Source organism: Shewanella sp. SM87 (genome assembly GCF_025653705.1).
Classification (GTDB): domain Bacteria; phylum Pseudomonadota; class Gammaproteobacteria; order Enterobacterales; family Shewanellaceae; genus Shewanella; species Shewanella oncorhynchi.
Window position 1 is genome coordinate 141,782 of sequence record NZ_JAKKSC010000009.1, and the last position, 23,440, is coordinate 165,221.

The following is a 23,440-nucleotide window of genomic DNA, read 5'->3' on the forward strand; positions in this document are numbered from 1 at the left end:
AATAGTGACAAAATAAAAAAACCACCGCGAGGTGGTTTTTTGTCTTTTATCTTTCGCATTTTGATAAAGAACGGCTGCGATAGCTGACTCTGTAGAAAGTCTGTTTTTTACAGTAACACGAGCATTTACAAACTGTCTGGATTTATAGAAAGTCGGGCTGCGAAATGATTACTTGCCTACATTTCCTTACTCAGCTCCACATTCGAGCCCGCTTTGGGGCTAAATAGCTGTTGATACAGTCTGCCTGCAAACTCATCTGTCATCCCCGAAATATAGTCCGCCAACACTCTGTGACTGTTTAAACCTTGTTGCTCACTTTCACGCCAGCGCTCTTGGGTGTTCAGTGGCAGTAAACGCTCGGGATCGGAAGCGAAGGCTTCGAATAATCCCATCACAATCTGCTGGCCCTTATATTCGAGCATTTGGATCTCGGGTTTACGAATAACGTATTTATAAACCAGTTGCTTAAGTACATTGAGCGCAATGGCAAACTCCGGCTCTAACGTCGCATTAAAGCGCAATAATGGCTCTTCGAACACGTCATCTTCTGAGATAACAATAGCGGTGACAAAGCCATTAACGAGTGTGCCTATGGCATCTTTACGTAGGTGATGCTCATGTGAAAACAGCTTGTTGCCAATATCTGCCAGCTCTTGTTTTATCCACGCATCACTGCTGTTGGTCAGTGTCGGCGCCACATCTTGATGCCACTGGGACGCTGTGACTATGCCCATCACAATCGCATCTTCGAGATCGTGCACCGCATAGGCGATATCATCTGCAAGTTCCATAATCGAGCAATCGAAAGATTTAAACTGGGTTCGCAAATGCGGATAGTGGTGCAGGGCGGGGTGTGAACCTTGCTGAGTTGATGTAAAACGACGGCTATCCGCCTCAGACAAAGGCTCAAGCACCCAAGCGAAGATGTCGTTATCATCGTCGAAAATGCCCTTAACCGGCGGCCATTGTGACGGTTTTAACTGTCTGTGGTTGGTGATTTCATTATGTTCACCCGCGACAAATAGCTTCGAGTGCGGCGCTGGGTATTTTAAAATCCCGAGCATGGTACGCCGACATAAGTTCATCCCGAAATCTAATGTGTAAGGCTCAAGTTTCGATAAAATACGAAAGGTTTGGCCGTTACCTTCAAAACCGCCGTGGTCGCGCATCATGTAATTCAATGCGACTTCGCCGCCATGGCCGAAGGGAGGATGACCAATATCGTGGGCTAAACATAAGGACTCTAATAAGCTCATAGAGCAAAGCAGCTGCTTATGTTGTGGATATTTGCGTCTGAGCTGCGCGGCTATGCCAGTGCCAATTTGCGAGACTTCGAGTGAGTGGGTTAATCGGGTGCGATAGAAGTCATTCATGCCAACGCCTAGCACTTGTGTCTTAGCCTGTAGGCGGCGAAAGGCGGCCGAGTGGAGAATACGCGCCCTGTCTCTTTGGTAAGGGCTGCGGTGATCGTTACGCCGTTGTTTATCTTCACCATGACGGCGTTCTTGCCAAACACTTGAAGTCATATGCATTCCTAGCGAGAGTGGAAAATCAAAGCATCTTGTTAATTTCGTCTAAATTCAAAGTGAAACTGGGTACAAAGCAGCTCATAAAATACTGTACTGAGGGATCAGGATTCGTCGACAGCATGTCTTCGAGACGCTTACGGGCGGTATTGAATTCACTGTTGCCAGCACGGTTTTCTTCAAGGCATTTAAGATAGGCACACAGAGTGTCAGCCGATTTCACTATGGTCTTGTAAACGGGATCGGCGTAATCGCTGATGAACAGACTGCGATAATCCTCTTTAAATTCCTCAGGTACCATATCTAACATGCGCTGCTCGGCAATCGCCTCAATCTTTTTATACTCGGCTTCAATTTCTTTATTGAAGTATTTCACCGGCGTCGGTAAGTCACCCGTGAGAATTTCACTGGCATCGTGAAAAATCGCCAGACTCGTGGCTTGATGGGGATCGAGCGTCGTGCCGAATTTCTTATTACTGATGATCACCAGTGCATGGGCCACCATGGCAACTTGCAGCGAGTGTTCTTGAACATTTTCAGTGCGAACGTTGTACATCAAAGGCCAGCGTTGGATAAGTTTCATGCGAGCTAAATGCGCAAATAAGTGACTCATAGTTTTCCTGCTAAAGAGTGAAATCGGTAGGCGACAAGCTGCAATGGAAGACATGATACGAGTGAATAGGCAGTATTGACGCTAGTGAAGTCTTAGATTATCACAGCCTTGGATGACACGTGAGCATGAGCGTGGAGGATTTAAAGAAATAGCTAAAAATAAAGCGACCACTAGGATCGCTTTATGACTCAAACTGTTAACTGAGGATAAACTTACTGCCGATAGTTTTCGAGGAAGGCGCCAAACTCGGTAAATGCTTTTTTCAGATCTTCTTTATAGGGCAAGAAAACCACTCGCAAATGGTCAGGCTCAGGCCAGTTAAAGGCGCTGCCATGGACTAACAGGATTTTCTTTTCTCTGAGTAAATCCAGCACTAAACGCTCATCATCCCTTAGGTTGAATTTCTTCATATCCAGTTTAGGGAAGGCATAGAGTGCGCCCTTGGGTTTTTTAACGCTCACACCTGGAATTTGGTTAAGTAATTCATAACAGGCATCCCTTTGAACTGTGAGGCGGCCATTAGGCAAAATAAGCTCGTTAATACTCTGATAACCGCCGAGCGCGGTTTGAATCGCATGTTGATTGGGCACGTTTGCACAGAGGCGCATCGAGGACAGCATTTCTAAGCCTTCGATGTAACTTTTAGCTGCCTTAAGATTGCCAGATAACATCATCCAACCAACACGAAATCCTGCTGCACGATAAGCCTTTGATAAACCGTTAAAAGTAACAGTTAAAATATCATCTGATAGACCCGCAGCAGGAATATGCTTGGCTTCGTCGTATAAAATTTTATCGTAAATTTCATCGGCAAAAAGGATCAGATCATGTTGACGACACAGTTCAACCACTTGCAGCAGTAATTCTCTGCTGTATACCGCTCCGGTTGGATTGTTCGGGTTAATCAGCACTATGCCGCGAGTACGTGATGAAATTTTACTTTTAATGTCATTGAGATCGGGGAACCAGCCCGCTTCTTCATCGCAGCGATAATGCACAGCCTTGCCGCCCGCGAGATTCGCCGCTGCTGTCCACAGGGGATAGTCTGGTGAGGGGATTAAGATCTCATCATCGGTATTTAGCAGGCCTTGCATTGCCATCATAATGAGTTCTGAAACGCCGTTACCTATATAGATATCTTCGATATCGACACCAAAAATCCCTTGGGCTTGGTAATGCTGCACTATGGCCTTACGGGCAGAGAATAATCCTTTTGACTCGCAGTAGCCTTGGGCACTGGGTAAATTGAGGATCACATCGCGCACAATTTCTTCAGGCGCTTCGAAACCGAAGGGGGCCGGATTACCAATGTTGAGTTTGAGGATTCGATGCCCCTCGTCTTCTAAACGTCTGGCTTCCTTGTGCACTGGGCCGCGGATGTCATAGCAAACGGTATCCAGCTTGTTGGATTTGATGATAGGGCGCATTTACACCTCGGAACATGCATAAAGTTTTGGCTTAAGTTAGCGCACCATAACGAAATTTCATTGCAGATGAAAGGGGGGATAAGCACAGAATTGCGCTTTTTTTATAAATATCCCTCAGTTAAATATGCTTTAACAGTCGATTAAAGAAATCTGCACAAGTTTTATATTCTGATATTGGTATGATTTTGAGATTGTTTATCTATTGGGTTGGTAGGGAATCTTGTTTATGTTTTTTCATTTCGACAGATGAAAATGCGTTTTCATTAGCTGACCAATATTTAATTTCTCTATATTAGCCATATTAATCGTGACAGAAGAAAATGTATTTTAGCTGATACTTAATGGTTGATTTTTAATCATAGATTTTTGATAAGATAAACTTATGCAAGCGGCATTTTATCTTGTGATAATTAGGCATATTTATTGAATGCTTATTAAGCTAAGAAGATCATAAATGTTTAAGTTACAATGGCGTTAAAAGTCTTTTAGATTATGCGGTTATGTAAAATTGTCTCACGGGAATTAAATTTATTTTCTATCAAGTTAAATTTATAGTTGACTCAATATTCGATGCGCTTTATTTTCTGCGCGATGTTTTTGGCAAGGCACCTTAGATAGCAAGCAATTCGCGGGTTTTATCTTCAGGGTTAGTCATCATGAAGCAGCTGTGTTGACGTTCTGAATCGTGTTGATTTCAGGCGTTATTCTAAAACCATTTGCCTTTTAGGCGATTTATTTAGAGGACCTAAGTGCATGTCTGAACCGACAGCGTTAAGTCTCATTCCACCTTTGGTGGTATTGGTGTTAGCTATTTGGTTACGCCGTCCTATTTTATCTTTGATCATAGGTGCGGTAACCGGTTTCCTGTTACTCGATCCCAGTCAAGTCTTAAACAATTTTGCTAGTGTGTCATTGAAGGTTATGGCCGATGAAACCATAGGTTGGTTGATTCTGGTGTGTGGTGGTTTTGGTGCGCTCATCGCACTTTTAGTACGAACTGGCGGCGCATTAGCGTTTGGCCGCAATGCACTTAAATTGGCGAAAGGACCTAAATCTTCCCTATTAATGACTTTTATCCTTGGGATCGTGATTTTTATCGATGACTATCTCAATGCGTTGACCGTGGGTGAAACCATGAAGCGTGTAACGGATAAATTTAAAGTGTCCCGTGAAATGCTCGCCTATGTCGTGGACTCCACCGCCGCGCCCGTGTGCGTGTTAGTGCCATTATCAACTTGGGCGGTATTTTTTGGTGGATTACTGGTGGATAACGGTGTGGCAGCCGAAGGTCAAGGCATTGCAGTTTATATGCAAGCCATTCCTTACATGCTTTATGCTTGGTTAGCTGTGGCTATGGTGCTACTTGTCGCATTAGGTATTGTGCCCGCTATTGGTCCAATGAAGGCTGCGCAGCTGCGCGCTGCCCAAGGTGAACCCGCTGAAGCGCAAGTGGATTTCGACCAAGTGCAAACTTCGGATGAATATGCGGTTAAAGCCATAGAAGAGGAATTTAAGCACGCCGATAATCAGGGCAAACTGCATAACTTTTTAGTGCCTATTGGTTTGTTAGTTGCCTTTACCGTGTACTTTGATATCGACGTGTGGAAAGGCTTGCTGGCGACCTTAGTTATCACGATTCCTTATTATGCAGTGCAGCGTTTGATGCCATTTTCAGAGATGATGGACCAAATGATCGATGGCTTTAAAAGCATGCTACCGGCCATTAGCACTGTAATTGCGGCGTTTGTGTTTAAGGATGTGTGCGATCAGTTATTACTGCCGCAGTATGTCATTGAATCATTAAGCCCATTTATGACACCTAAATTGCTGCCTGCGGTAGTGTTCTTATCTATGGCTATACTCGCATTTGCCACAGGTTCGAGCTGGGGTATATTTGCCGTGACGATTCCTATCGTGATGCCATTAGCGCAAGCGGTTGGGGCGGACATCCCATTAGTCATTGGGGCCTTATTGTCCGCATCATCATTTGGTAGCCAAGCGTGCTTTTACTCAGATTCAACCGTATTGGCCGCCCAAGGCTCAGGTTGTAACTTAGTGAGCCATGCTGTGACTCAGTTACCTTATGCACTTATCGCAGCGGTAATAGCATTTATCGGCTTTATTGTGATTGCATAACTTCTGTCACGATTAATATAAGAAACCAGCTACGGCTGGTTTTTTTATGTCTGCCGTCATTGGGTTAGGCGGCTAGAGTGAGTAAAAGGTGAGTAAAGAGTGATGAGGCTTGAACTAGGATAAACAGGATTACACTGTTAAATGAAGATTTTCAACTGATGTCAAATTATATTTTACGAAATTGTCATTTATATTTTACATATTTCATCGTCGCCATGTAGCTTTTCAAATCAAAGCCTGATTATACTTTGCATCCTTCAGGGCATTATTTTCAACATTAGTGGCAAACGAATCAAATGGACTCAACTCTTCTTACTGCGTTTTTCGAGCACGGCATAATACGTGATGTCGAGTGTTTATTCCCTGATATTTCAGGCTATCCAAGGGGAAAGCTTATGCCAGCCCGAAGTTTTGCTCAGGGTGCTGAATTACGTATTGCCCAAGCTATTTCGATGCAAGCGATTACCGGTGAGTATTCCTACGATCCTGTTTTCCCTGATGCTGATCCTGATCTTTTACTCGTCCCCGATTACAGCACCCTCAAGATGATCCCATGGAGCACAGTGCCGCGCGCATTTGCCATCCATGACTGCGTATTACTGGATGGTAATTTATGTCCATTTGCGCCGCGCTCTATGTTAAAAAATGTGCTGGCTCGTTACCAAGCCTTGGGGTTAACCCCTGTGGTGGCACCCGAGATTGAATTTTATCTTACGGAGGCGAATACCGATCCGAGTGTTCCGTATCAGGCGCCCATTTCAAAAAGTGGCCGAGTTGAAAATGGTCAATCCGCGTTTAGCATGAATATGCTCAATGAACTCGCACCATTTTGGGATGAGTTTAATGCCGCCATCGATGCGATTGGGATTAAAGGTGATACTTGGATCCATGAAATGGGGCTATCACAATATGAAATTAACTTAGTGCATGGTGATCCGTTGGCTCTTGCAGATCAAGCCTTTATGTTCAAATATGCCGCGAAAGAAATCGCCATAAAACATGGTTTGAATGCGATTTTTATGGCAAAACCCATAGCGGGTCAACCCGGCAGTTCTATGCATTTACATCAAAGTGTCGTCGATGAGAAAGGTCATAATATTTTCAGCCATGCAGATGGTAGCGACACTGACCGTTTTCACCACTACATCGGCGGATTACAAAAGTATCTACCTGATTTAATGTTGTTATTCGCACCCAATATCAATTCATTTAGACGTTACATTTCCGGCAGTCAAGCGCCGATTAATTTAAGTTGGGGCGTTGATAATCGCACCACTGGCTTACGTGTGCCATTGAGTGCTCCGGTGGCGAGACGGGTAGAGAATCGCATTGCGGGCGCCGATGCTAATCCGTACCTGATGATTGCCGCATCTTTGGCAGCGGGCCTTGCCGGAATGGAAGAAAAATTATCGCCAAGTGCACCAGAAACTGGGAGCGCTTATGAGAGCAGCCATGACCTCGCGCAGACATTTTTAGCTGCGTTAACGCAAATGCGCCAAAGTGATTCGGCACGACGCTTACTCGGGGACGATTTTGTCACTGGCTTTGTATCGGTGAAGGAAATTGAATTCCAAAGTTATTTGAGTGAGATAGGGGCTTGGGAGCGACGTTTCTTAGGGCCGCAATGCTAACGCTTTTATGAATAAGGGAATTATTACTTATAAAAGTTTTAACCCCTTCAATGACTCAAGAGTCTTAAAAATGAGTGACTAAAAAATAGCGACAAAAAAGCCAGTGCAAGCACTGGCTTTTCTTCGTCTGGAAACGAGAAGGGCGATTAAACGCGCTTCTTGAATTCACCAGTACGAGTGTCGATTTCAATTTTGTCGCCTACTTTCACGAAGTCAGCAACACTCACTGTGCCACCGCCAGTGATAGTCGCTGGCTTCATCACTTTACCTGAAGTATCACCACGAGCTGAAGGCTCAGTGTAGATCACTTCACGTACGATAGTGGTTGGCATTTCAACAGAGATAGCTTTGCCATCATAGAAAGTCACTTGGCAAGTTTCTTCCATACCGTCAACGATATAAGCCGCTGCATCACCTAGGTTTTCAGCTTCTACGTCGTATTGGTTGTATTCTGCATCCATGAATACAAACATAGGATCTGCAAAGTAAGAATATGTGCAGTCAAGACGATCTAAGATGATGTCTTCTAACTTATCTTCACCTTTGAAAGTCGTTTCAGTACCAGAGTTAAGCAGTAAGTTTTTCAACTTTAACTTAACGATAGCAGCGTTACGGCCAGAACGAGTTGTTTCAGTTTTCTGCACAACCCATGGGCTGCCATCTAACATGATCACGTTACCAGGACGGATTTCATGAGCAGTTTTCATTACACTATTTCCTATATTTAGATTTTTCTGTTTTCGCGCAGTATCTTAGCTGTTTTTAACGAACTGAACTAGTCGAGTAGCGAGATCTGCAGCATTTAATGCATTAATTGGCCATTGTTTAGCATGGTGATGCAACAAGGGCAAATTAACAGGATTAAGGTTTTGCCAGTGAAGGCTCACGGCTGATTGCTGTGCTTGGTTGAACGCGAGATTCAATTCAGACCAATAACAAGCAATTTTAGGTGGCAGATTATCGCAGTAAAGTTTGAGAAAAGCTTCTAATTTTACGAGGTGATAATCATCTTCTTGGGGATAAATGTGCCAAATGAAGGGTTTTGCGGCCCATTGGGCACGTAAAAAGGAATCTTCACCGCGCACGATATTAAAATCACAGCTCCAGAGCAGGCGATCAAACCCCTGTTGGTCAGTCATAGGTAAAATGTGCAGGGTTAAATTACCATGATTTATCTGTTGACCCGGCACTAGAGCGGCAATTTCACAGGGTAGTAGATGCGTCAGACTGTTTAAGCTACGCCCCTTGGGGATCAGCGCATGGATTTTTTCTGCCGATTGCTGCCATAACTCACATAATGCAGGTAGCGCCTCGGTCTCATAGCTAAAAACGCTAATAACAGTGTCTTGTGCCTGAATGTCCTTAAGACCTAGATCAGTAAAAAGCTGCAATTTATTGGCAGTATCAGCTTGCCAAGCATCACGCTCGGTAAACAACTTTTGCTCGCAAATGAGTCCAGCGGTTTTGGCGCTAAAACCGGGAAAGTAGAAATATTTCTTCAAACCATTGGCTTGTAACGATGGCAAACCATGGCAGCCTTCAACCCAATCCTCTGCGCTTAAATATTCTAAATTCAGCCAAACAGGTACAGATTTTGGGGCATTCTGATGTAAATAAGCCAGCTGCGCTTTTACCTGTTCGGGGAGTTCACAGGCAAAGGCTTCGATGAGCACAGTTCCTGCGACAAACGCTACAGGCAAAGGCTCTTTCCAATGAAGAATATTCACACCATTGAAGGTTTGAGTGGCTTTTAGTGGTTCGAGTGTCGGTAAAATATGGGAGAAGCTTGCGAGGTCGTCGACCCACAAATTAACGGGGATCTGATACTCATTGGCTATTTGTTTGGCTAAACGCCAAGTGACGCCAATATCGCCGTAGTTATCAACGACGGTGCAAAAAATATCCCAGTGATTGGAGCGGGGTGTGTTGGTCATGAGTGTGGTATGTCGTTATTCTTAGTTACAACAAGTAGATAGTCGCAACAAGTCAGAAATATATGCATAAAAAAAGCGGCGTTAAGCCGCTTTAATCAAATGGTTAACAGAATTAATCTTCTAATTCAGCTAAACACATTTCTTCGTAAATTTGCTTAACCCAAGCATCAACACGTTCTTCAGTCAGCTCTGGTTGGCGATCTTCATCGATACCTAAACCAATAAAGTGGTCGTCATCGACTTGACCTTTAGAGGCTTCAAAATTGTAGCTTGCAGTTGGCCAATGGCCGATGATGATGCCACCACGGGCCTGAACAATATCGCCAACCATGCCCATAGCATCAAGGAAGTACTCAGCGTAGTCTTCTTGATCACCACAACCAAAAATTGCGACAAGTTTGTCAGTAAAATCAATTTGCTCTAATTCAGGGAAGAAATCATCCCAGTCACATTGCGCTTCACCGTAATACCAGGTCGGGATGCCGAACAGCAGCAAGTCATACTCTGCAATCTGTTCTTTGGTACTTTTGGCGATATCTTTCACCTCAACCATTTTTTTACCCAGTTTTTTCTGGATCATCTTGGCTACAGCTTCGGTGTTACCTGTGTCGCTACCGAAAAAAAGACCTACAGTTGCCATTGTCTATCCTTTAATGTCTAGTTCACTTATTAGGTTAATCTTGCTGGTATTCGTTCAGCACTCAACTTGTTGCTGAAGAATTAATTCGATTAACTGGCTACGGCTGATGTTACTGGCCAATGCCTGCTCATTCAAGGCGTCATACAAATCTTGTGACACCTTTAACTCTATTCGCTTTAATCCGTTGGCTTTATCGCGCTGGATTTGATTGCGTTTGTTGACCTTAAGCTGTTGGCTACGGGACAAAGGATTACTTCTTGGGCGGCCCCGGCGCTTTTCATTGGCAAAAAGGTCAATGGTGGTTCTGTCTGTCGCTTCTTTTGCCATGTTCTTATTGTTAACCGATCCCTGAGCCTTCCCAAGTGATCTGGATAATACCTTTTACAATAAACCCGGCGCAGCCGAGAAATAACACTAACCAAACAATAAATCGACCAAATTTTGGCACGTTACCTTGTTTAAGCACATCGTGGATGGCCATGCCGATAAAGAAAAATATCGAGGCAAAAAACAGGTTCAGGCCGATGGTTTCAATTTGTTCCATGTACTGAGATAACATACTTTCTTAGTCCTTGAGAGTGTTCTAAGGCCAAAAGAGGCGCGAATATATCACAACAAGATGGCGGCTGCCATATGCTTTCGGTCGAGTTTGCTGCTGATTTACATTGAATGTTTGTCAATAAATTCAGACACGATCCGGTTAAAAATGACGGGTTTTTGTGCATGCAACCAATGACCACATCCTTCAAGTGTTTTTGCCTGTGCCGCGGGGAATTGCGCCATGATAGCGCTTCTGTGCTCGCTAGTGACATAATTTGAGTCGCCGCCGCGAATAAACAGACTTGGTCCAGCATAGCTTTGTACTGGATTTGGCGTCTGATTTTGCCAGCCAATAATATTAGGATAACAAGCCTTTAGGCCACTTAAGTTCATTTTCCAACGAAAACCAGTATCAGTGCGTTGTAGATTTTTGAGTAAAAATTGTGCCGTTGCTTCGTCAATACCATTGTCAATTAAGTGGTTTAGGGCAAAGCGTCTGTCGGTATGGCCTTCTAAGGGCAGGCTTTCTAATGCCGCAAACACTGTGTCGTGTCTTGGCTCATAGGCGACGGGGGCGATATCGGCTGCCACCATACTGATAATGCGCTCAGGAAAGGCTAACGCCGTCGCCATGGCGATTTTACCCCCCATGGAGTGACCCACAATATGGGCGCGTTCAATAGCCAGTTCGTCGAGCAAGCTGATCATTGCAGTGGCGAGGCGAGGGTAGTCCATTTGATCCCAATGCTCACTTAAACCATGATTGGGCACATCGACACGAATAACTTGATACTGATTTTCTAATACTTGCCCTAGACCTTTGAGGTTATCTAGATTACCGAACAAGCCGTGGATCAAGAGCACTGCGGGTCCTTGGCCTGTAGAAACAAAGTTCATGGTGATTCCTGTTGGAGATTTTTAGCTTAGCGTGACGCGAATTGTGCCCTTAATGCCGTTGGCTTGACAAGTCAGTTGCTATTTCTATAGTGGGGGCGGCCAGTAACTTGTGTGCTTTTTCGGCAATTGTCGATTAACTGCTAGTTTGCTGTGCTATTTCCCGCACTTTTAGAATAATGGCGCTTTATCAGATTGATAGAGATAGATACACTGGTAACAGATCGCAATGATCTGCCCCGATCGCTGTGGTACACTTTTTTCGGTTAAGCCTGTTGAATAACAAAGGATAATTAAGGTTATGAAATATATCGAAGTAGATGAAGAGCTCTATCGTCATATTGCCAGCAAAACAGAACGAATTGGTGAGAGCGCCTCTGACATTCTTCGTCGATTACTCGGCCTGTCCGTCGATGCGGTCGAACAACCTCAGCCTTTGGCGATTAGCCAACCGAGCCTTGAAGCTGAACCTATTCAGCCCGTCGCGGCGCAAACAGTGCCAGCAGTGAATGATTTTAGTCGCTTAGTCGATGAACATCAGTTATCGCAGCAAAAAGGCGCAGTAGGTCGTTTTCTGTTTTTGCTCGAAAGTTTGTATCAATTAGCCCCAGAGCAATTCTCACAAATTTTGCAGATCCAAGGGCGCGATCGTTTGTATTTTGCTCGCTCTAAGGAGCAACTGCTCGAAGCGAGTGCTTCGGCTAACCCAAAAGAAATTGGTACAAGTGGTTTCTGGGTAACGAGTAACAACAATACCGCCAAGAAACGCACTATTTTATCGGAAGTTTTAGTGCAATTTGGTTGTGATGCGACAGTAGCAGCGGGTATCGCCGAGCGCGTTTAATCCGCGGATGAGCCAAGTTAGTACGACATTTTTCTACTTTTTCTAATTGTAATTGAGTGCAGGAGAGCCATCGGTGGCAATACATCAAAGGGCAGGACAAATCGCTAATCAGACGGATCTGGTCAATATTCCAAAACTGATGAGCCATTATTACAGCATCACGCCAAATATGGATGACGTACAACAACGCGTCACCTTTGGCACTTCTGGGCACAGAGGCTGCGCCTTCAATGGCAGTTTTAACCAACAACACATTTGGGCGATTACCCAAGCTGTAGTGGACTACCGTCAATCGGCAAATATCGATGGGCCGCTGATCCTTGGGATTGACACCCATGCGTTATCCTATGCGGCCTATTTGTCGGCAATTGAAGTGCTGGCGGCAAATAAAGTCACAGTGAAAATCCAACAGAACGACGGATTTACACCTACGCCAGTGGTTTCCCATGGGGTGATTTGCGCCAATCGCGAAGCCAATATTACGGGTGCTGCATTGTCCGATGGTTTGATCATTACGCCTTCCCACAATCCGCCTCAGGACGGTGGCATCAAGTACAATCCACCCCATGGTGGACCGGCCGAAGGTAATATCACGGCTTGGATTGAATCGCGGGCCAATGATTACCTGCGCCAAGCATTAGTTGGCGTGCAAAAATCAGCCTATGCCGATGCGCTGACTTCGGGTTATGTGCAAGCCATTGACTTGATTACACCCTATGTGGCTGATTTAGAGAATGTTATCGACATGCAGGCGATTGCCAACGCTAAGCTGCGCATCGGCGTTGACCCGCTCGGTGGTTCAGGGATTTTCTATTGGGCACCGATTGCCGCGCGTTATGGGCTCGATATCACGTTAGTTAATGATAAAGTTGACCCAAGCTTTAGCTTTATGCCGCTGGATAAAGACGGCAAAATCCGCATGGATTGCTCATCTCCCTACGCGATGGCCGGGTTACTCGCCCATAAAGAATCCTTTGATTTATGCCTTGGTAATGATCCCGACTATGACCGTCACGGCATCGTTTGCCCTGGTACGGGTTTGATGGATCCGAATCATTATCTTGCGGTCGCTATCGATTATTTACTGACACACAGACCAGATTGGAGCGATACCTTAGCCATAGGTAAAACCTTAGTATCGAGTGCGCTTATCGATAAAATCTGTGCTTTCCACGGCAAAAAGTTACTCGAAGTGCCAGTGGGCTTTAAGTGGTTTGTCGACGGTTTAGCCGAAGCCACAATCGCCTTTGGCGGTGAAGAGAGTGCTGGCGCGGCATTTTTACGTCGTGATGGCAGTACATGGTGCACAGATAAAGACGGCTTCATTTTAGGGTTACTTGCCGCAGAAATTCTTGCGGTGACAGGGAAAACCCCAGGTCAACGCCATCAAGAGCTAGTAAAACAATTTGGCCAAAGTTTCTATAAGCGTATCGATAGCCCAATCAGCCTTGAAAACAAAGCCAAGTTTGCTTTGCTCAATGCCGATACTTTAAATGCCACTGTGCTTGCAGGTGAGACAATCGAAAACGTGTTAACCCATGCGCCAGGCAATAATGCGGCGATTGGCGGCATCAAAGTTACCACAGCTAATGGGTGGTTTGCGGCGCGTCCATCGGGCACTGAAGCGTTATTTAAAATCTACGGCGAAAGTTTTATCAGTGAGCAGCATTTGGCTGAGATCATCAAAGATGCGCAGGCATTAATTGATAAGGCGCTAAACGCTTAATGCAGTAGTAGGTTTAGCTAACGTCTCAAAATAAAAAACGCACTCAGATTTGAGTGCGTTTTTGTTTGTGTCTAATTCAGCTGTGAGTAGTTGATCTAATACTGATTTGACCGTATTTAGTACTCGATATGACAACTCGGTAAGTTATTCTTATCGATGTAATTTTGATGATATTCCTCAGCCACATGGAACTGTTGAAGTGGCACTATTTCAGTAACGATATGGCGTAATCCCCAACGGCCCGAGCGGGCAAAAGCTAACTTTGAGGCTTCTGCGGCCGCTTTTTGCTCACGGTCGTGGAAGAAAATGGTGCTGCGATATTGAGTGCCAATATCTCCGCCTTGCATGTTCAGACTCGTAGGATTATGGTTTTTCCAAAATACATCGAGCAAGTCTTCATAACTGACAAGGGCAGGGTCAAATTCCACTTGCACCACTTCGGCATGGCCCGTTTTGCCTTTTTTGACTTCTTCATAGCTCGTCGCCGCATTATTGCCGCCCATATAGCCGCAGGTGGCATTGGATACGCCGTTCACTTGTCTAAAAAAATACTCTACGCCCCAGAAACAGCCGGCACCAAAGGTTGCTAACGCCATAATTAAATCCAATAGAAGTCTAGATGGCTAAGGATTGTGATAAAACTTGAGTGCAAAAGCAAGCCTCAAGCTGGAATATTTATCATGGGAAATTCTTAGGGAATGTCCTAAGAATTTAACAATCAGCTTAGTTGAATGTCATTCCGCTTAAAACTGGGTCCTACGGCAATAAATGTCTGAGAACAGCACTAAAAACATGTGTTAGTATTGAAGCCGTTTTTTAGGTGCGAGTGAGACTAACCGCAGTGAGATAAATGCTTAAGTGGTTATTACTGCCTGTACTTATGCTATTGCGCCAATACTGTTACACATCATTATAAGGAGAATTCTGTGTTACAAGCTCTGTTAGATTCAAAGGATTTTTTAGCGCTCACCTTAGCCCATCCTGAACAGTTCGATGGCGAATTTTCATTTAACTTAGGCGATCATACTCAAGTGGAAGTGTGGGATACCGGTGTTATTGTTTTCGAACCAATACAGAATGAAGGAAAAGATATTGTGCTTTCCTGCGGTGTTCACGGTAACGAGACCGCGCCCATTGAACTCTGCAATAGCTTAATTAAACAACTTCTACAGCAAAAGATCATCGCAAAGCAGCGCACTTTATTTCTCATTGGTAACCCATTAGCGATTAATAACGGCACGCGGATTATTGACGAAAACATGAATCGTCTATTTAGTGGTGAGCATTCCAATCCACCAGGGTTAGTGAACCCTGAGCGAGTACGCGCGAAAAAACTCGAAGCCTATGTCGATCGTTTTTATACTGCGGTTGCCGATGGACGTCAGCGCATTCATTATGATTTGCACACGGCGATGCGCGCCTCGAAGCATGAAAAGTTCGCTATCTATCCCTATCGTCCAGGGCGCGCCTTTAGCGGCGAGCAAATTATGTTTTTAGCCGCAAGCGGCGTCGATACAGTACTTTTCCACCACGAACCGACCACGACCTTCAGCTATTTTTCCTCTGAACGTTACGGCGCTGATGCCTTTACCATTGAGCTTGGCAAAGTGTATCCCATGGGGCAGAACGACATGACGCGTTTTATCGCCACCCATGAAATGTTCATGCGCTTGATCACCGCTAAGCCGTTGGCGCTGGATGAATTTGATGCCGATAAGGTCAACTTGTACCAAGTGTGCCGCGTCATCAATAAACATTTCGATGATTTTGAATTTACCTTCGCAACTGATGTCGAAAACTTCAGATCTTTCCCGAAGGGCTTTGTTTTAGCGCGGGAAGGTGGGCAAGAAATTAAAGTAGAGCACGAGTTTGAGTCTGTCGTGTTCCCTAATGCCAAAGTGCCTATTGGCAATCGCACTGTGATTTGCCTGATCCCTGCGGTGAATGCGGACGTGCGTTAGGCTTGTAAAGCAATATATACATGCGTGGCAGGGATAACTTGTGGTTTGAGCTATGCCAATGGTTGATAGGTAGTTTACGTTAACGTAATGTTCGTCGGGCATATTCGTATAAACAGACGCATCAAAACGCTTTGATGCGTAATGAGATAACAAGAGCACAATATGAGCAAAGCAACACTCAACACTGATACAGTGCACCGTGTCGGCTTCTTGGATAAGGCATCGCTACACATTCCTATCCTTCGAATTCTACAAGCCGACGGCACCACTTATGAAACCGCGGTTTTGCCTGTGATAGATGAAACCTTAGCCACTAAAATTTACGATACCTGTGTATTCACTCGGGTACTTGATGAACGTATGCTTGGCGCCCAGCGTCAAGGACGCATCAGCTTCTACATGACCTGTACGGGTGAAGAAGCGGCGATTGTCGGCAGTGTGGCCGCACTCGATCAAGAAGATGTGATCCTCGCACAATATCGTGAGCATGCGGCGCTGCGTTATCGCGGCTTTACCACTGAACAGTTTATGAATCAGATGTTCAGTAACGAGAAAGATCTTGGTAAAGGTCGCCAAATGCCAATCCATTACGGCAGTGCGGCATTGCATTATCAAACGATTTCGTCACCGTTAGCCACGCAAATCCCGCAGGCGACTGGTGTGGGCTACAGCTTAAAAATGCAAGGTAAGCGCAAAGTCGCGGTTTGTTATTTTGGCGAAGGCGCTGCATCGGAAGGGGATTTTCATGCTGGCCTAAACATGGCCGCGGTACTGAAATGCCCAGTGATTTTCTTCTGTCGTAACAATGGCTACGCGATTTCTACCCCCACTGAAGAGCAGTTTGCTGGAAACGGTATTGCCAGCCGCGGTGTGGGTTATGGCATGCACACCATTCGTGTAGACGGCAATGACATGTTGGCCGTGTTAGCGGCAACCCAGCAAGCACGTGCCTATGCGATTGAGCATAATGCGCCTGTGCTGATTGAAGCCATGACTTACCGTCTCGGCGCACACTCTTCTTCAGACGATCCCTCAGGTTATCGCTCGAAAGATGAAGAAGCCAAGTGGCAGCAACACGATCCGGTTAAACGCTTCAAATTATGGCTTATCAACAAAGGTTGGTTGGCTGAAGCGGATGATGTGAAACTGCATGAAAAATATCGTGAAGAAGTATTGGCTGCGGTAAAAGTGGCTGAAAAAATTCCTGTGCCTATGCTGGATGAAATTATTGAAGATGTGTACGACAAGCCGACGCCAGTGCTGAAAAAGCAACTCGCCGATCTTAAAGAACATATCAAGAAATATCCGCAAGCCTATCCAAAAAGTGCAGGGAGACTATAAGCCGTGGCTGAAATGAATATGTTACAGGCCGTCAATGAGGCCTTGTCGATTGCCATGCAAGCCGATGAACGCATGGTGGTTTTTGGTGAAGATGTGGGCCACTTTGGCGGGGTATTTCGCGCCACCTCCGGTCTTCAAGAAAAATTCGGTCGCGCTCGCTGCTTTAATACGCCGTTGACAGAGCAAGGTATTGCCGGTTTTGCCAATGGTTTAGCCTCAAATGGCATGACCGCCGTGGCTGAAATTCAATTCGCCGATTATATCTTTCCGGCGTTTGATCAAATCGTCAACGAGTCGGCTAAGTTCCGTTACCGTAGCGGTAATGAGTTCGATGTCGGTGGATTAGTGTTCCGTACGCCCTATGGCGGCGGTATCGCGGGCGGCCATTATCACTCACAATCACCTGAAGCCTATTTTACCCAGACGCCGGGATTAAAAGTCGTTGTGCCACGCAACCCTGAGCAAGCCAAAGGCCTGCTGTTGGCGTCAATCCGTGACAAAAATCCGGTGATCTTCTTTGAGCCTAAGCGTTTATATCGCGCATCGGTTGGCGAAGTGCCAGCGGGCGATTATGAAATTGAACTGGGTAAGGCTGAAGTGGTTCGCGAAGGTAAAGACATCACCTTAGTGGCGTGGGGCGCGCAAATGGAAATCCTTGAAAAAGCCGCCGATATGGCCGCTAAAGAAGGGATCTCCTGTGAAGTTATCGATTTACGCACCTTGTCACCCTGGGATATCGATACCGTTGCCGATTCAGTCAAAAAGACCGGACGTTTACTGGTTAACCATGAAGCGCCATTAACCGGTGGTTTTGCTGGTGAGATAGCGGCGACGATTCAGCAAGAATGCTTCTTGTATCTAGAGTCGCCCATCAGCCGCGTTTGTGGTTTAGATACCCCGTACCCACTCATTCATGAAAAAGAATACATGCCAGATGCATTCAAAACGTTTGAAGCCATCAAAGCATCAGTGACCTTCTAGGAGTCCGGTATGATTAAAGATTTTATTTTGCCGGATATTGGCGAAGGTGTTGTGGAGTGTGAGTTGGTTGAATGGTTGGTCAAAGAAGGCGACACCGTCGTTGAAGATCAGCCGATTGCCGATGTCATGACAGACAAAGCCTTAGTGCAAATCCCTGCGCCTTTTGCGGGCGTGGTCACTAAGTTGTATTACGCGAAGGGCGATATTGCGAAAGTGCATGCGCCGCTCTATGCCGTAAAAATTGAAGATGCCGTTGAAATCGCAGGCGAATCTGTTACGGCTGAACCTGCTGATACGTCATCCCGTTCATCTGTCAGCATTGAAGAATTCTTGCTACCAGATATCGGCGAAGGCATTGTTGAATGTGAGCTCGTAGAATGGTTGGTAAGTGAAGGTGATTGGGTTGAGGAAGACCAACCGATTGCCGACGTGATGACAGATAAAGCGTTGGTGCAAATTCCTGCCATTAAAGCGGGTAAGATAGCCAAACTGCATTATCGCAAAGGTCAGCTTGCCAAAGTGCATGCGCCTTTATTTGCCATTGAAGTTGAACAGGCGGCTTCTGCACCTGCGGCGACAACAAATACAGATACTGTGGCCAATGCGGCACCTGCGGCGACAATAAATACAGATACTGTGGCCAATGCCGCACCTGCAGCGCAGATTGTGAATACAGAACCTGCTCGCCAAGGTAAAGCCTTAGCCAGCCCCGCAGTTCGCCGTATGGCGCGGTCGTTAGATATCGATTTGAGCCAAGTACCTGGCACAGGAAAGCACGGCCGTGTGTATAAGGAAGATATCACTCGCTTCCAACAAGGCGCGAGCAATGTTTCTGCATCAAGTGCGACCCAGGTGAAAGAGGCGCCGGTTCATGCGACTCAAGCATCTCAAACCCAAGTTCCAATATCTACAGTGACTCAACGCGCTGACACGGTTGAGCCTATTCGCGGCGTAAAAGCTGTGATGGCACGCATGATGGTGGAATCTGTGTCGAGCATTCCGCACTTTACCTATTGCGAAGAGTTTGATTTAACTGACTTAGTTGCACTGCGTGAAAGCATGAAAGTGAAGTATTCGTCAGATGAAGTGAAGCTGACCATGATGCCTTTCTTCATGAAGTCAATGTCGCTCGCGTTAAGTCAGTTCCCTGTGATGAACAGTCAAGTGAATGCGGATTGCACTGAGCTGACTTACAAGGCGCGTCACAATATCGGCATGGCGGTGGATTCTAAAGTCGGTCTCTTGGTGCCCAACATCAAAGATGTGCAGGATAAGAGCATTTTAGAAGTGGCCGCAGAAATCACCCGCCTGACCCAAGCAGCCCGTAGCGGCCGCGTGGCACCAGCGGATCTGAAAGACGGCACTATATCTATTTCTAACATTGGCGCTTTAGGTGGCACAGTGGCGACGCCTATTATCAACAAACCTGAGGTGGCGATTGTGGCCTTAGGTAAGTTGCAAACCCTACCGCGCTTTAACGCGAAAGGGGAAGTCGAAGCTCGCCAAATCATGCAAGTGAGCTGGTCAGGTGACCATAGAGTGATCGATGGCGGTACGATTGCTCGCTTCTGTAATCTGTGGAAACAGTATCTTGAGCAGCCTCAAGAGATGTTATTAGCGATGCGCTAAGGCGCTGGCACGAATAACTGACACTAAAAGGACGCTAAAAGCGTCCTTTTTTATTTGCTTTGCACAAATGGGTTAATCTTTTGATCCCGATTACGTATAATTCCCGAACTTCGTTATCCTGATGGATGTGTTATGAGTCAGTTAGCCCCCAGCCCATTTGCTCCAACAATAGAAACCATTGATTACCCGTTTCCGCCTAAGCCAGTGCCTTTGTCCGATACGCAAAAAGCCGACTATAAGGCACGTATCAAGCAACTGCTCATTGAAAAAGATGCCGTTCTGGTTGCCCACTATTATACCGATCCTGAAATCCAAGCCCTTGCCGAAGAAACCGGCGGCTGTGTTTCAGACTCCTTAGAAATGGCGCGCTTTGGCCGCGATCACCCAGCAAAAACCTTAATCGTTGCTGGGGTCAAGTTTATGGGTGAAACCGCCAAGATTTTAAGCCCAGAAAAAACCATTTTAATGCCGACCTTAGAAGCCACTTGTTCATTGGACTTAGGTTGTCCAATCGATAAGTTCAGCGCTTTCTGCGACGCCCACCCAGATCATACTGTGGTGGTTTACGCCAATACTTCGGCTGCAGTTAAAGCGCGCGCCGATTGGGTGGTGACCTCTAGTATTGCCCTTGAAATCGTAGAGCACTTGGACAGCGAAGGTAAAAAGATTATTTGGGGACCCGATCGTCATTTAGGCAGTTATATCGCCAAACAGACGGGCGCCGACATGTTGATGTGGCAGGGCGATTGTATCGTTCACGACGAGTTTAAATCGAACGCGCTGCGCGATATGAAAAGCGTTTACCCCGATGCAGCTATCCTTGTGCATCCTGAGTCGCCAGCCAGTGTGGTGGCGATGGCCGATGCGGTTGGCTCAACCAGTCAGCTGATCAAAGCGGCGCAGACAATGCCAAATGAGCGTTTTATCGTGGCAACCGATCGCGGCATTTTTTATAAAATGCAGCAGGCGGCGCCAGGTAAAATTTTAATTGAAGCGCCAACGGGCGGAAATGGCGCAACCTGTAAGAGCTGTGCCCACTGTCCTTGGATGGCGATGAACGGTTTGCAGGCAATTGAAGCGTCACTCGCCGACAGCGATAAAACCACCCATGAGATTTTTGTGGATGAAGACTTAAGAGTTAAGGCGCTTATTCCGCTGACGCGTATGCTGGATTTTGCCAAGACACTGAATATGAAAGTGAAGGGTAATGCCTAAGCGCATTATTTAGCTTTTCTTCAGCCTAATAAAAATCCCTACCATAGCGTGGGGATTTTTTATGTCTGTTGTTTCATCAAATTTAAGACAATAAAAAGCCCCGCAAATGCGAGGCTTAATTGAGTAACGCGGAATCTAGTGACTAGATTACTTTGCGTTCATCAGTGCAACCGCGTTATCTAACATACGGTTACTGAATCCCCACTCGTTATCATACCAAGACATCACTTTCACTAAACGACCGTTCACACGGGTTTGAGTGGCGTCAAAGTTTGAAGAAAACGCATTGTGGTTAAAGTCAATAGACACCAATGGCTCCTTGTTTACTGCTAACACTTCGCTCAATGGCGCAACGCTGGCAGCACGTTCAATAATGGCATTCACTTCTTCAACTGTCGTATCACGGGCAGCGATGAAAGATAAATCCACGAGTGATACGTTAACTGTAGGTACACGAACCGCTAAACCGTCGAATTTACCTTGTAATTCAGGTACAACCAAACCTACAGCAGCTGCTGCGCCAGTTTTAGTTGGGATCATTGACAGTGCCGCAGCACGGGCACGACGTAAATCTGTGTGGTACACGTCAGATAAACGTTGATCGTTGGTATAAGCGTGAATGGTGGTCATCAGGCCTGATTCGATACCAATCTCGTCATTTAGCGGCTTAGCAAAAGGGGCTAAACAGTTTGTTGTACAAGAAGCATTTGAAATCACTGTCATGTCTGACGTCAGCACGTTGTTGTTCACACCGTAAACAACTGTGGCATCGACGTTTTTGCCTGGAGCAGAAATAATCACTTTCTTCGCGCCAGCGGTTAAATGTGGTTGAACGGTTTCTTTAGAAGTGAAGATACCGGTACATTCGAAAACCACGTCAACTTGCAACTCAGCCCATGGCAGTTTTGCAGGATCACGTTCTTGGAAAGTGAGGATCTTATCGCCATTCACATAAATGGCTTCTGCATCATGGTCAACCTTGGCATTGAAACGACCATGAACAGAATCGTATTTTGTCAGGTGAGCGTTGATTGAAGCGTCGCCTAAATCATTAATAGCGACAATCTTGATTGGATAAGCTTTTTCGCTTTCGTACAAGGCGCGTAATACGTTTCTACCGATACGGCCATAGCCATTTATTGCTACACGGATAGTCATCTCATATCCCTCTGGTGATTATAAAATTCAACTGGTAGTAAAATTACCAAACTGACAGCTATCGTCAAGTTAAATCGGCATTTTACCGCTGTCTTGATTAACAAATTAGGTATTTTTTTTACATCGGTCGCGAAATCGCCATTTTTTACGCGTTAATTGGGTAAAAAATTACAAGATGGCAAACATTTTGCCATCGATTGCTTAGTTTACTTTTTCGACAGGCGCAGGCGGCACCACCTCAGTTACAGTTGGCGCTTGGGCAACTGCTTGAGGATCAAGCCATTGTCTTACTGGGCTCATAGAATAAGTGCCCTTTTTTAGCGCATCGATAAGGGCTTGGGCTTTTAAATCGAGTTCAGTCGCCAGCGTTTTATTGCCACCGAGCAAGGCTAGCATTTTTTCTTCAGAATACTTCTGCTGCGTAAGTAGTAAATTTGCTTTTGTTAGCATATAGGATTTATCTAAAACCTGTTGCTGGCGATAGGCAGATGCGAGCCCAAGTAACCAGTTAACGTCGAAATCATCGTATTGGATCTCCGCAAAGACTTTAAGATAGAGTTGTTGCGCTTTGATGGCATTTCGATTGCTGTAATAGGTTGCGACTTGGGCAAGTAGAAAGGGGTCAGTCACTTCGCCGGCGTTTTCCTGTTCTAATAATCTATTTAACGCAGCGGTATCGCCAAAGCGAGTCCATTGGTAATAGGACATAAAAGGGTCTTGCCGTTCACGGGTTTGATCTTGTAGTAAACTTAAATTTTGAGTGCTTAGTCTAAAGGCTCTGGCTCTATCTGCTGTGCGATTGGTGTGGATGATATGCTGAACGCCAGAGGCGAGTTCAATGCAACGGCTGTAATCCTCAAGGTAGGTTAATTGTGAGTAGAGCTGCTTACCTGTGAGGTTTTCGTTGTCTTTTAACATGTAGCGGTTTTGGATAAGTTTGGTCTTTTCAGTCAAACACCAGCTATCCTTATGCAAATCGGCACAAATTTCAGGATTATTTTTACAAATTGCTGAGATATTTCGGTCATTATCACAACCGAAAAGACCGAAAAAGCTCATCCCTAAGGTAAATGATGTAATTATTACTAGATTTTGTCTCAAAACACTCTCCAAACGATAATTTTTCTAATAAAATTACAGATTTACAGAAAATATCTTACTGGCAACAAAGCGCGACTTTCATTACAATGGCGCCGACCAAAACAGGGTTTTCCCTAAAACCCGCATTAGATTATTGGTCTTTT

The 23,440-nt window shown here is 45.5% G+C and carries 21 protein-coding genes; 9 read left to right on the top strand and 12 right to left on the bottom strand.

Annotation, left to right across the window (positions count from 1 at the left end; all coding sequences use genetic code 11):
• Window positions 1-176: 176 nt before the first annotated feature.
• From L5M11_RS09615 to L5M11_RS09625, 3 genes are all read right to left on the bottom strand, one after another.
• Window positions 177-1,526: an anti-phage deoxyguanosine triphosphatase gene (locus tag L5M11_RS09615; protein WP_105252461.1), complete on the bottom strand. Its 1,350-nt coding sequence runs from the start codon at window positions 1,524-1,526 to the stop codon at window positions 177-179.
• A 25-nt stretch (window positions 1,527-1,551) separates the two neighbouring features.
• Window positions 1,552-2,139 carry a 5'-deoxynucleotidase gene (gene yfbR, locus L5M11_RS09620; RefSeq protein ID WP_168825242.1) on the bottom strand — a complete coding sequence of 196 codons (588 nt, stop codon included), beginning with the start codon at window positions 2,137-2,139 and terminating at the stop codon, window positions 1,552-1,554.
• A 212-nt stretch (window positions 2,140-2,351) separates the two neighbouring features.
• Window positions 2,352-3,566, bottom strand: a complete 1,215-nt coding sequence (locus L5M11_RS09625; protein WP_263191988.1) for a pyridoxal phosphate-dependent aminotransferase — start codon at window positions 3,564-3,566, stop codon at window positions 2,352-2,354.
• Between the two features lie 753 nt (window positions 3,567-4,319).
• Between L5M11_RS09625 and L5M11_RS09630 the strand changes: the two genes are divergently transcribed.
• Window positions 4,320-5,702 (top strand): Na+/H+ antiporter NhaC family protein, encoded by a 1,383-nt coding sequence (locus L5M11_RS09630; protein WP_028759992.1) that lies wholly within the window; start codon window positions 4,320-4,322, stop codon window positions 5,700-5,702.
• A 296-nt stretch (window positions 5,703-5,998) separates the two neighbouring features.
• Window positions 5,999-7,333, top strand: coding sequence for a glutamine synthetase family protein (locus L5M11_RS09635; RefSeq protein ID WP_317629870.1), 1,335 nt, complete (start codon window positions 5,999-6,001; stop codon window positions 7,331-7,333).
• A 146-nt stretch (window positions 7,334-7,479) separates the two neighbouring features.
• Here L5M11_RS09635 and efp read toward each other — a convergent pair whose 3' ends face one another.
• The 6 genes from efp to L5M11_RS09665 all read right to left on the bottom strand — a co-directional run bounded on the left by efp (window position 7,480) and on the right by L5M11_RS09665 (window position 11,344).
• Window positions 7,480-8,040 carry an elongation factor P gene (gene efp / locus L5M11_RS09640; protein WP_105252465.1) on the bottom strand — a complete coding sequence of 187 codons (561 nt, stop codon included), beginning with the start codon at window positions 8,038-8,040 and terminating at the stop codon, window positions 7,480-7,482.
• Window positions 8,041-8,085: 45 nt separating this feature from the next.
• The gene (earP, locus tag L5M11_RS09645) at window positions 8,086-9,267 is read right to left on the bottom strand and encodes an elongation factor P maturation arginine rhamnosyltransferase EarP (protein ID WP_263191990.1); all 1,182 of its coding nucleotides are present in this window, start codon (window positions 9,265-9,267) and stop codon (window positions 8,086-8,088) included.
• A 112-nt stretch (window positions 9,268-9,379) separates the two neighbouring features.
• On the bottom strand, window positions 9,380-9,907 hold the full coding sequence (gene fldA, locus L5M11_RS09650; RefSeq protein ID WP_006081576.1) for a flavodoxin FldA: 528 nt from the start codon (window positions 9,905-9,907) through the stop codon (window positions 9,380-9,382).
• Between the two features lie 54 nt (window positions 9,908-9,961).
• The gene (ybfE, locus tag L5M11_RS09655) at window positions 9,962-10,234 is read right to left on the bottom strand and encodes a LexA regulated protein (protein WP_006081577.1); all 273 of its coding nucleotides are present in this window, start codon (window positions 10,232-10,234) and stop codon (window positions 9,962-9,964) included.
• A gap of 10 nt (window positions 10,235-10,244) precedes the next feature.
• Window positions 10,245-10,466, bottom strand: a complete 222-nt coding sequence (locus tag L5M11_RS09660; RefSeq protein WP_006081578.1) for a DUF2788 domain-containing protein — start codon at window positions 10,464-10,466, stop codon at window positions 10,245-10,247.
• A 101-nt stretch (window positions 10,467-10,567) separates the two neighbouring features.
• Window positions 10,568-11,344 carry an alpha/beta fold hydrolase gene (locus tag L5M11_RS09665; RefSeq protein ID WP_263145683.1) on the bottom strand — a complete coding sequence of 259 codons (777 nt, stop codon included), beginning with the start codon at window positions 11,342-11,344 and terminating at the stop codon, window positions 10,568-10,570.
• A 298-nt stretch (window positions 11,345-11,642) separates the two neighbouring features.
• On the opposite strand from L5M11_RS09665, the gene seqA reads away from it, so the two are divergent.
• Together seqA and pgm are read left to right on the top strand one after the other, a co-directional pair.
• Window positions 11,643-12,185 carry a replication initiation negative regulator SeqA gene (gene seqA / locus L5M11_RS09670; protein WP_105252468.1) on the top strand — a complete coding sequence of 181 codons (543 nt, stop codon included), beginning with the start codon at window positions 11,643-11,645 and terminating at the stop codon, window positions 12,183-12,185.
• Window positions 12,186-12,258: 73 nt separating this feature from the next.
• Window positions 12,259-13,911 carry a phosphoglucomutase (alpha-D-glucose-1,6-bisphosphate-dependent) gene (gene pgm / locus L5M11_RS09675; RefSeq protein ID WP_263185599.1) on the top strand — a complete coding sequence of 551 codons (1,653 nt, stop codon included), beginning with the start codon at window positions 12,259-12,261 and terminating at the stop codon, window positions 13,909-13,911.
• Window positions 13,912-14,027: 116 nt separating this feature from the next.
• On the opposite strand, the gene msrA is transcribed toward pgm, so the two are convergent.
• Window positions 14,028-14,507: a peptide-methionine (S)-S-oxide reductase MsrA gene (gene msrA / locus L5M11_RS09680; RefSeq protein ID WP_105252470.1), complete on the bottom strand. Its 480-nt coding sequence runs from the start codon at window positions 14,505-14,507 to the stop codon at window positions 14,028-14,030.
• Between the two features lie 330 nt (window positions 14,508-14,837).
• On the opposite strand from msrA, the gene astE reads away from it, so the two are divergent.
• The 5 genes from astE (at window position 14,838) to nadA (ending at window position 21,038) form a co-directional block, all read left to right on the top strand.
• Window positions 14,838-15,872 (top strand): succinylglutamate desuccinylase, encoded by a 1,035-nt coding sequence (astE, locus tag L5M11_RS09685; protein WP_263185602.1) that lies wholly within the window; start codon window positions 14,838-14,840, stop codon window positions 15,870-15,872.
• Between the two features lie 162 nt (window positions 15,873-16,034).
• Window positions 16,035-17,213 carry a thiamine pyrophosphate-dependent dehydrogenase E1 component subunit alpha gene (locus L5M11_RS09690; RefSeq protein WP_006081586.1) on the top strand — a complete coding sequence of 393 codons (1,179 nt, stop codon included), beginning with the start codon at window positions 16,035-16,037 and terminating at the stop codon, window positions 17,211-17,213.
• A 3-nt stretch (window positions 17,214-17,216) separates the two neighbouring features.
• On the top strand, window positions 17,217-18,194 hold the full coding sequence (locus L5M11_RS09695; RefSeq protein WP_028759982.1) for an alpha-ketoacid dehydrogenase subunit beta: 978 nt from the start codon (window positions 17,217-17,219) through the stop codon (window positions 18,192-18,194).
• A gap of 9 nt (window positions 18,195-18,203) precedes the next feature.
• On the top strand, window positions 18,204-19,823 hold the full coding sequence (locus tag L5M11_RS09700) for a dihydrolipoyllysine-residue acetyltransferase (protein ID WP_263191991.1): 1,620 nt from the start codon (window positions 18,204-18,206) through the stop codon (window positions 19,821-19,823).
• Window positions 19,824-19,955: 132 nt separating this feature from the next.
• On the top strand, window positions 19,956-21,038 hold the full coding sequence (gene nadA / locus L5M11_RS09705; protein WP_263191992.1) for a quinolinate synthase NadA: 1,083 nt from the start codon (window positions 19,956-19,958) through the stop codon (window positions 21,036-21,038).
• 147 nt (window positions 21,039-21,185) lie between these two features.
• Here nadA and gap read toward each other — a convergent pair whose 3' ends face one another.
• Together gap and L5M11_RS09715 are read right to left on the bottom strand one after the other, a co-directional pair.
• A complete protein-coding gene (gene gap / locus L5M11_RS09710; protein ID WP_006081590.1) occupies window positions 21,186-22,196 on the bottom strand; it encodes a type I glyceraldehyde-3-phosphate dehydrogenase in 1,011 nt (336 codons plus the stop codon).
• A gap of 201 nt (window positions 22,197-22,397) precedes the next feature.
• Window positions 22,398-23,297, bottom strand: coding sequence for a DUF2989 domain-containing protein (locus L5M11_RS09715; protein WP_168825261.1), 900 nt, complete (start codon window positions 23,295-23,297; stop codon window positions 22,398-22,400).
• Between the last annotated feature and the right edge of the window lie 143 nt (window positions 23,298-23,440).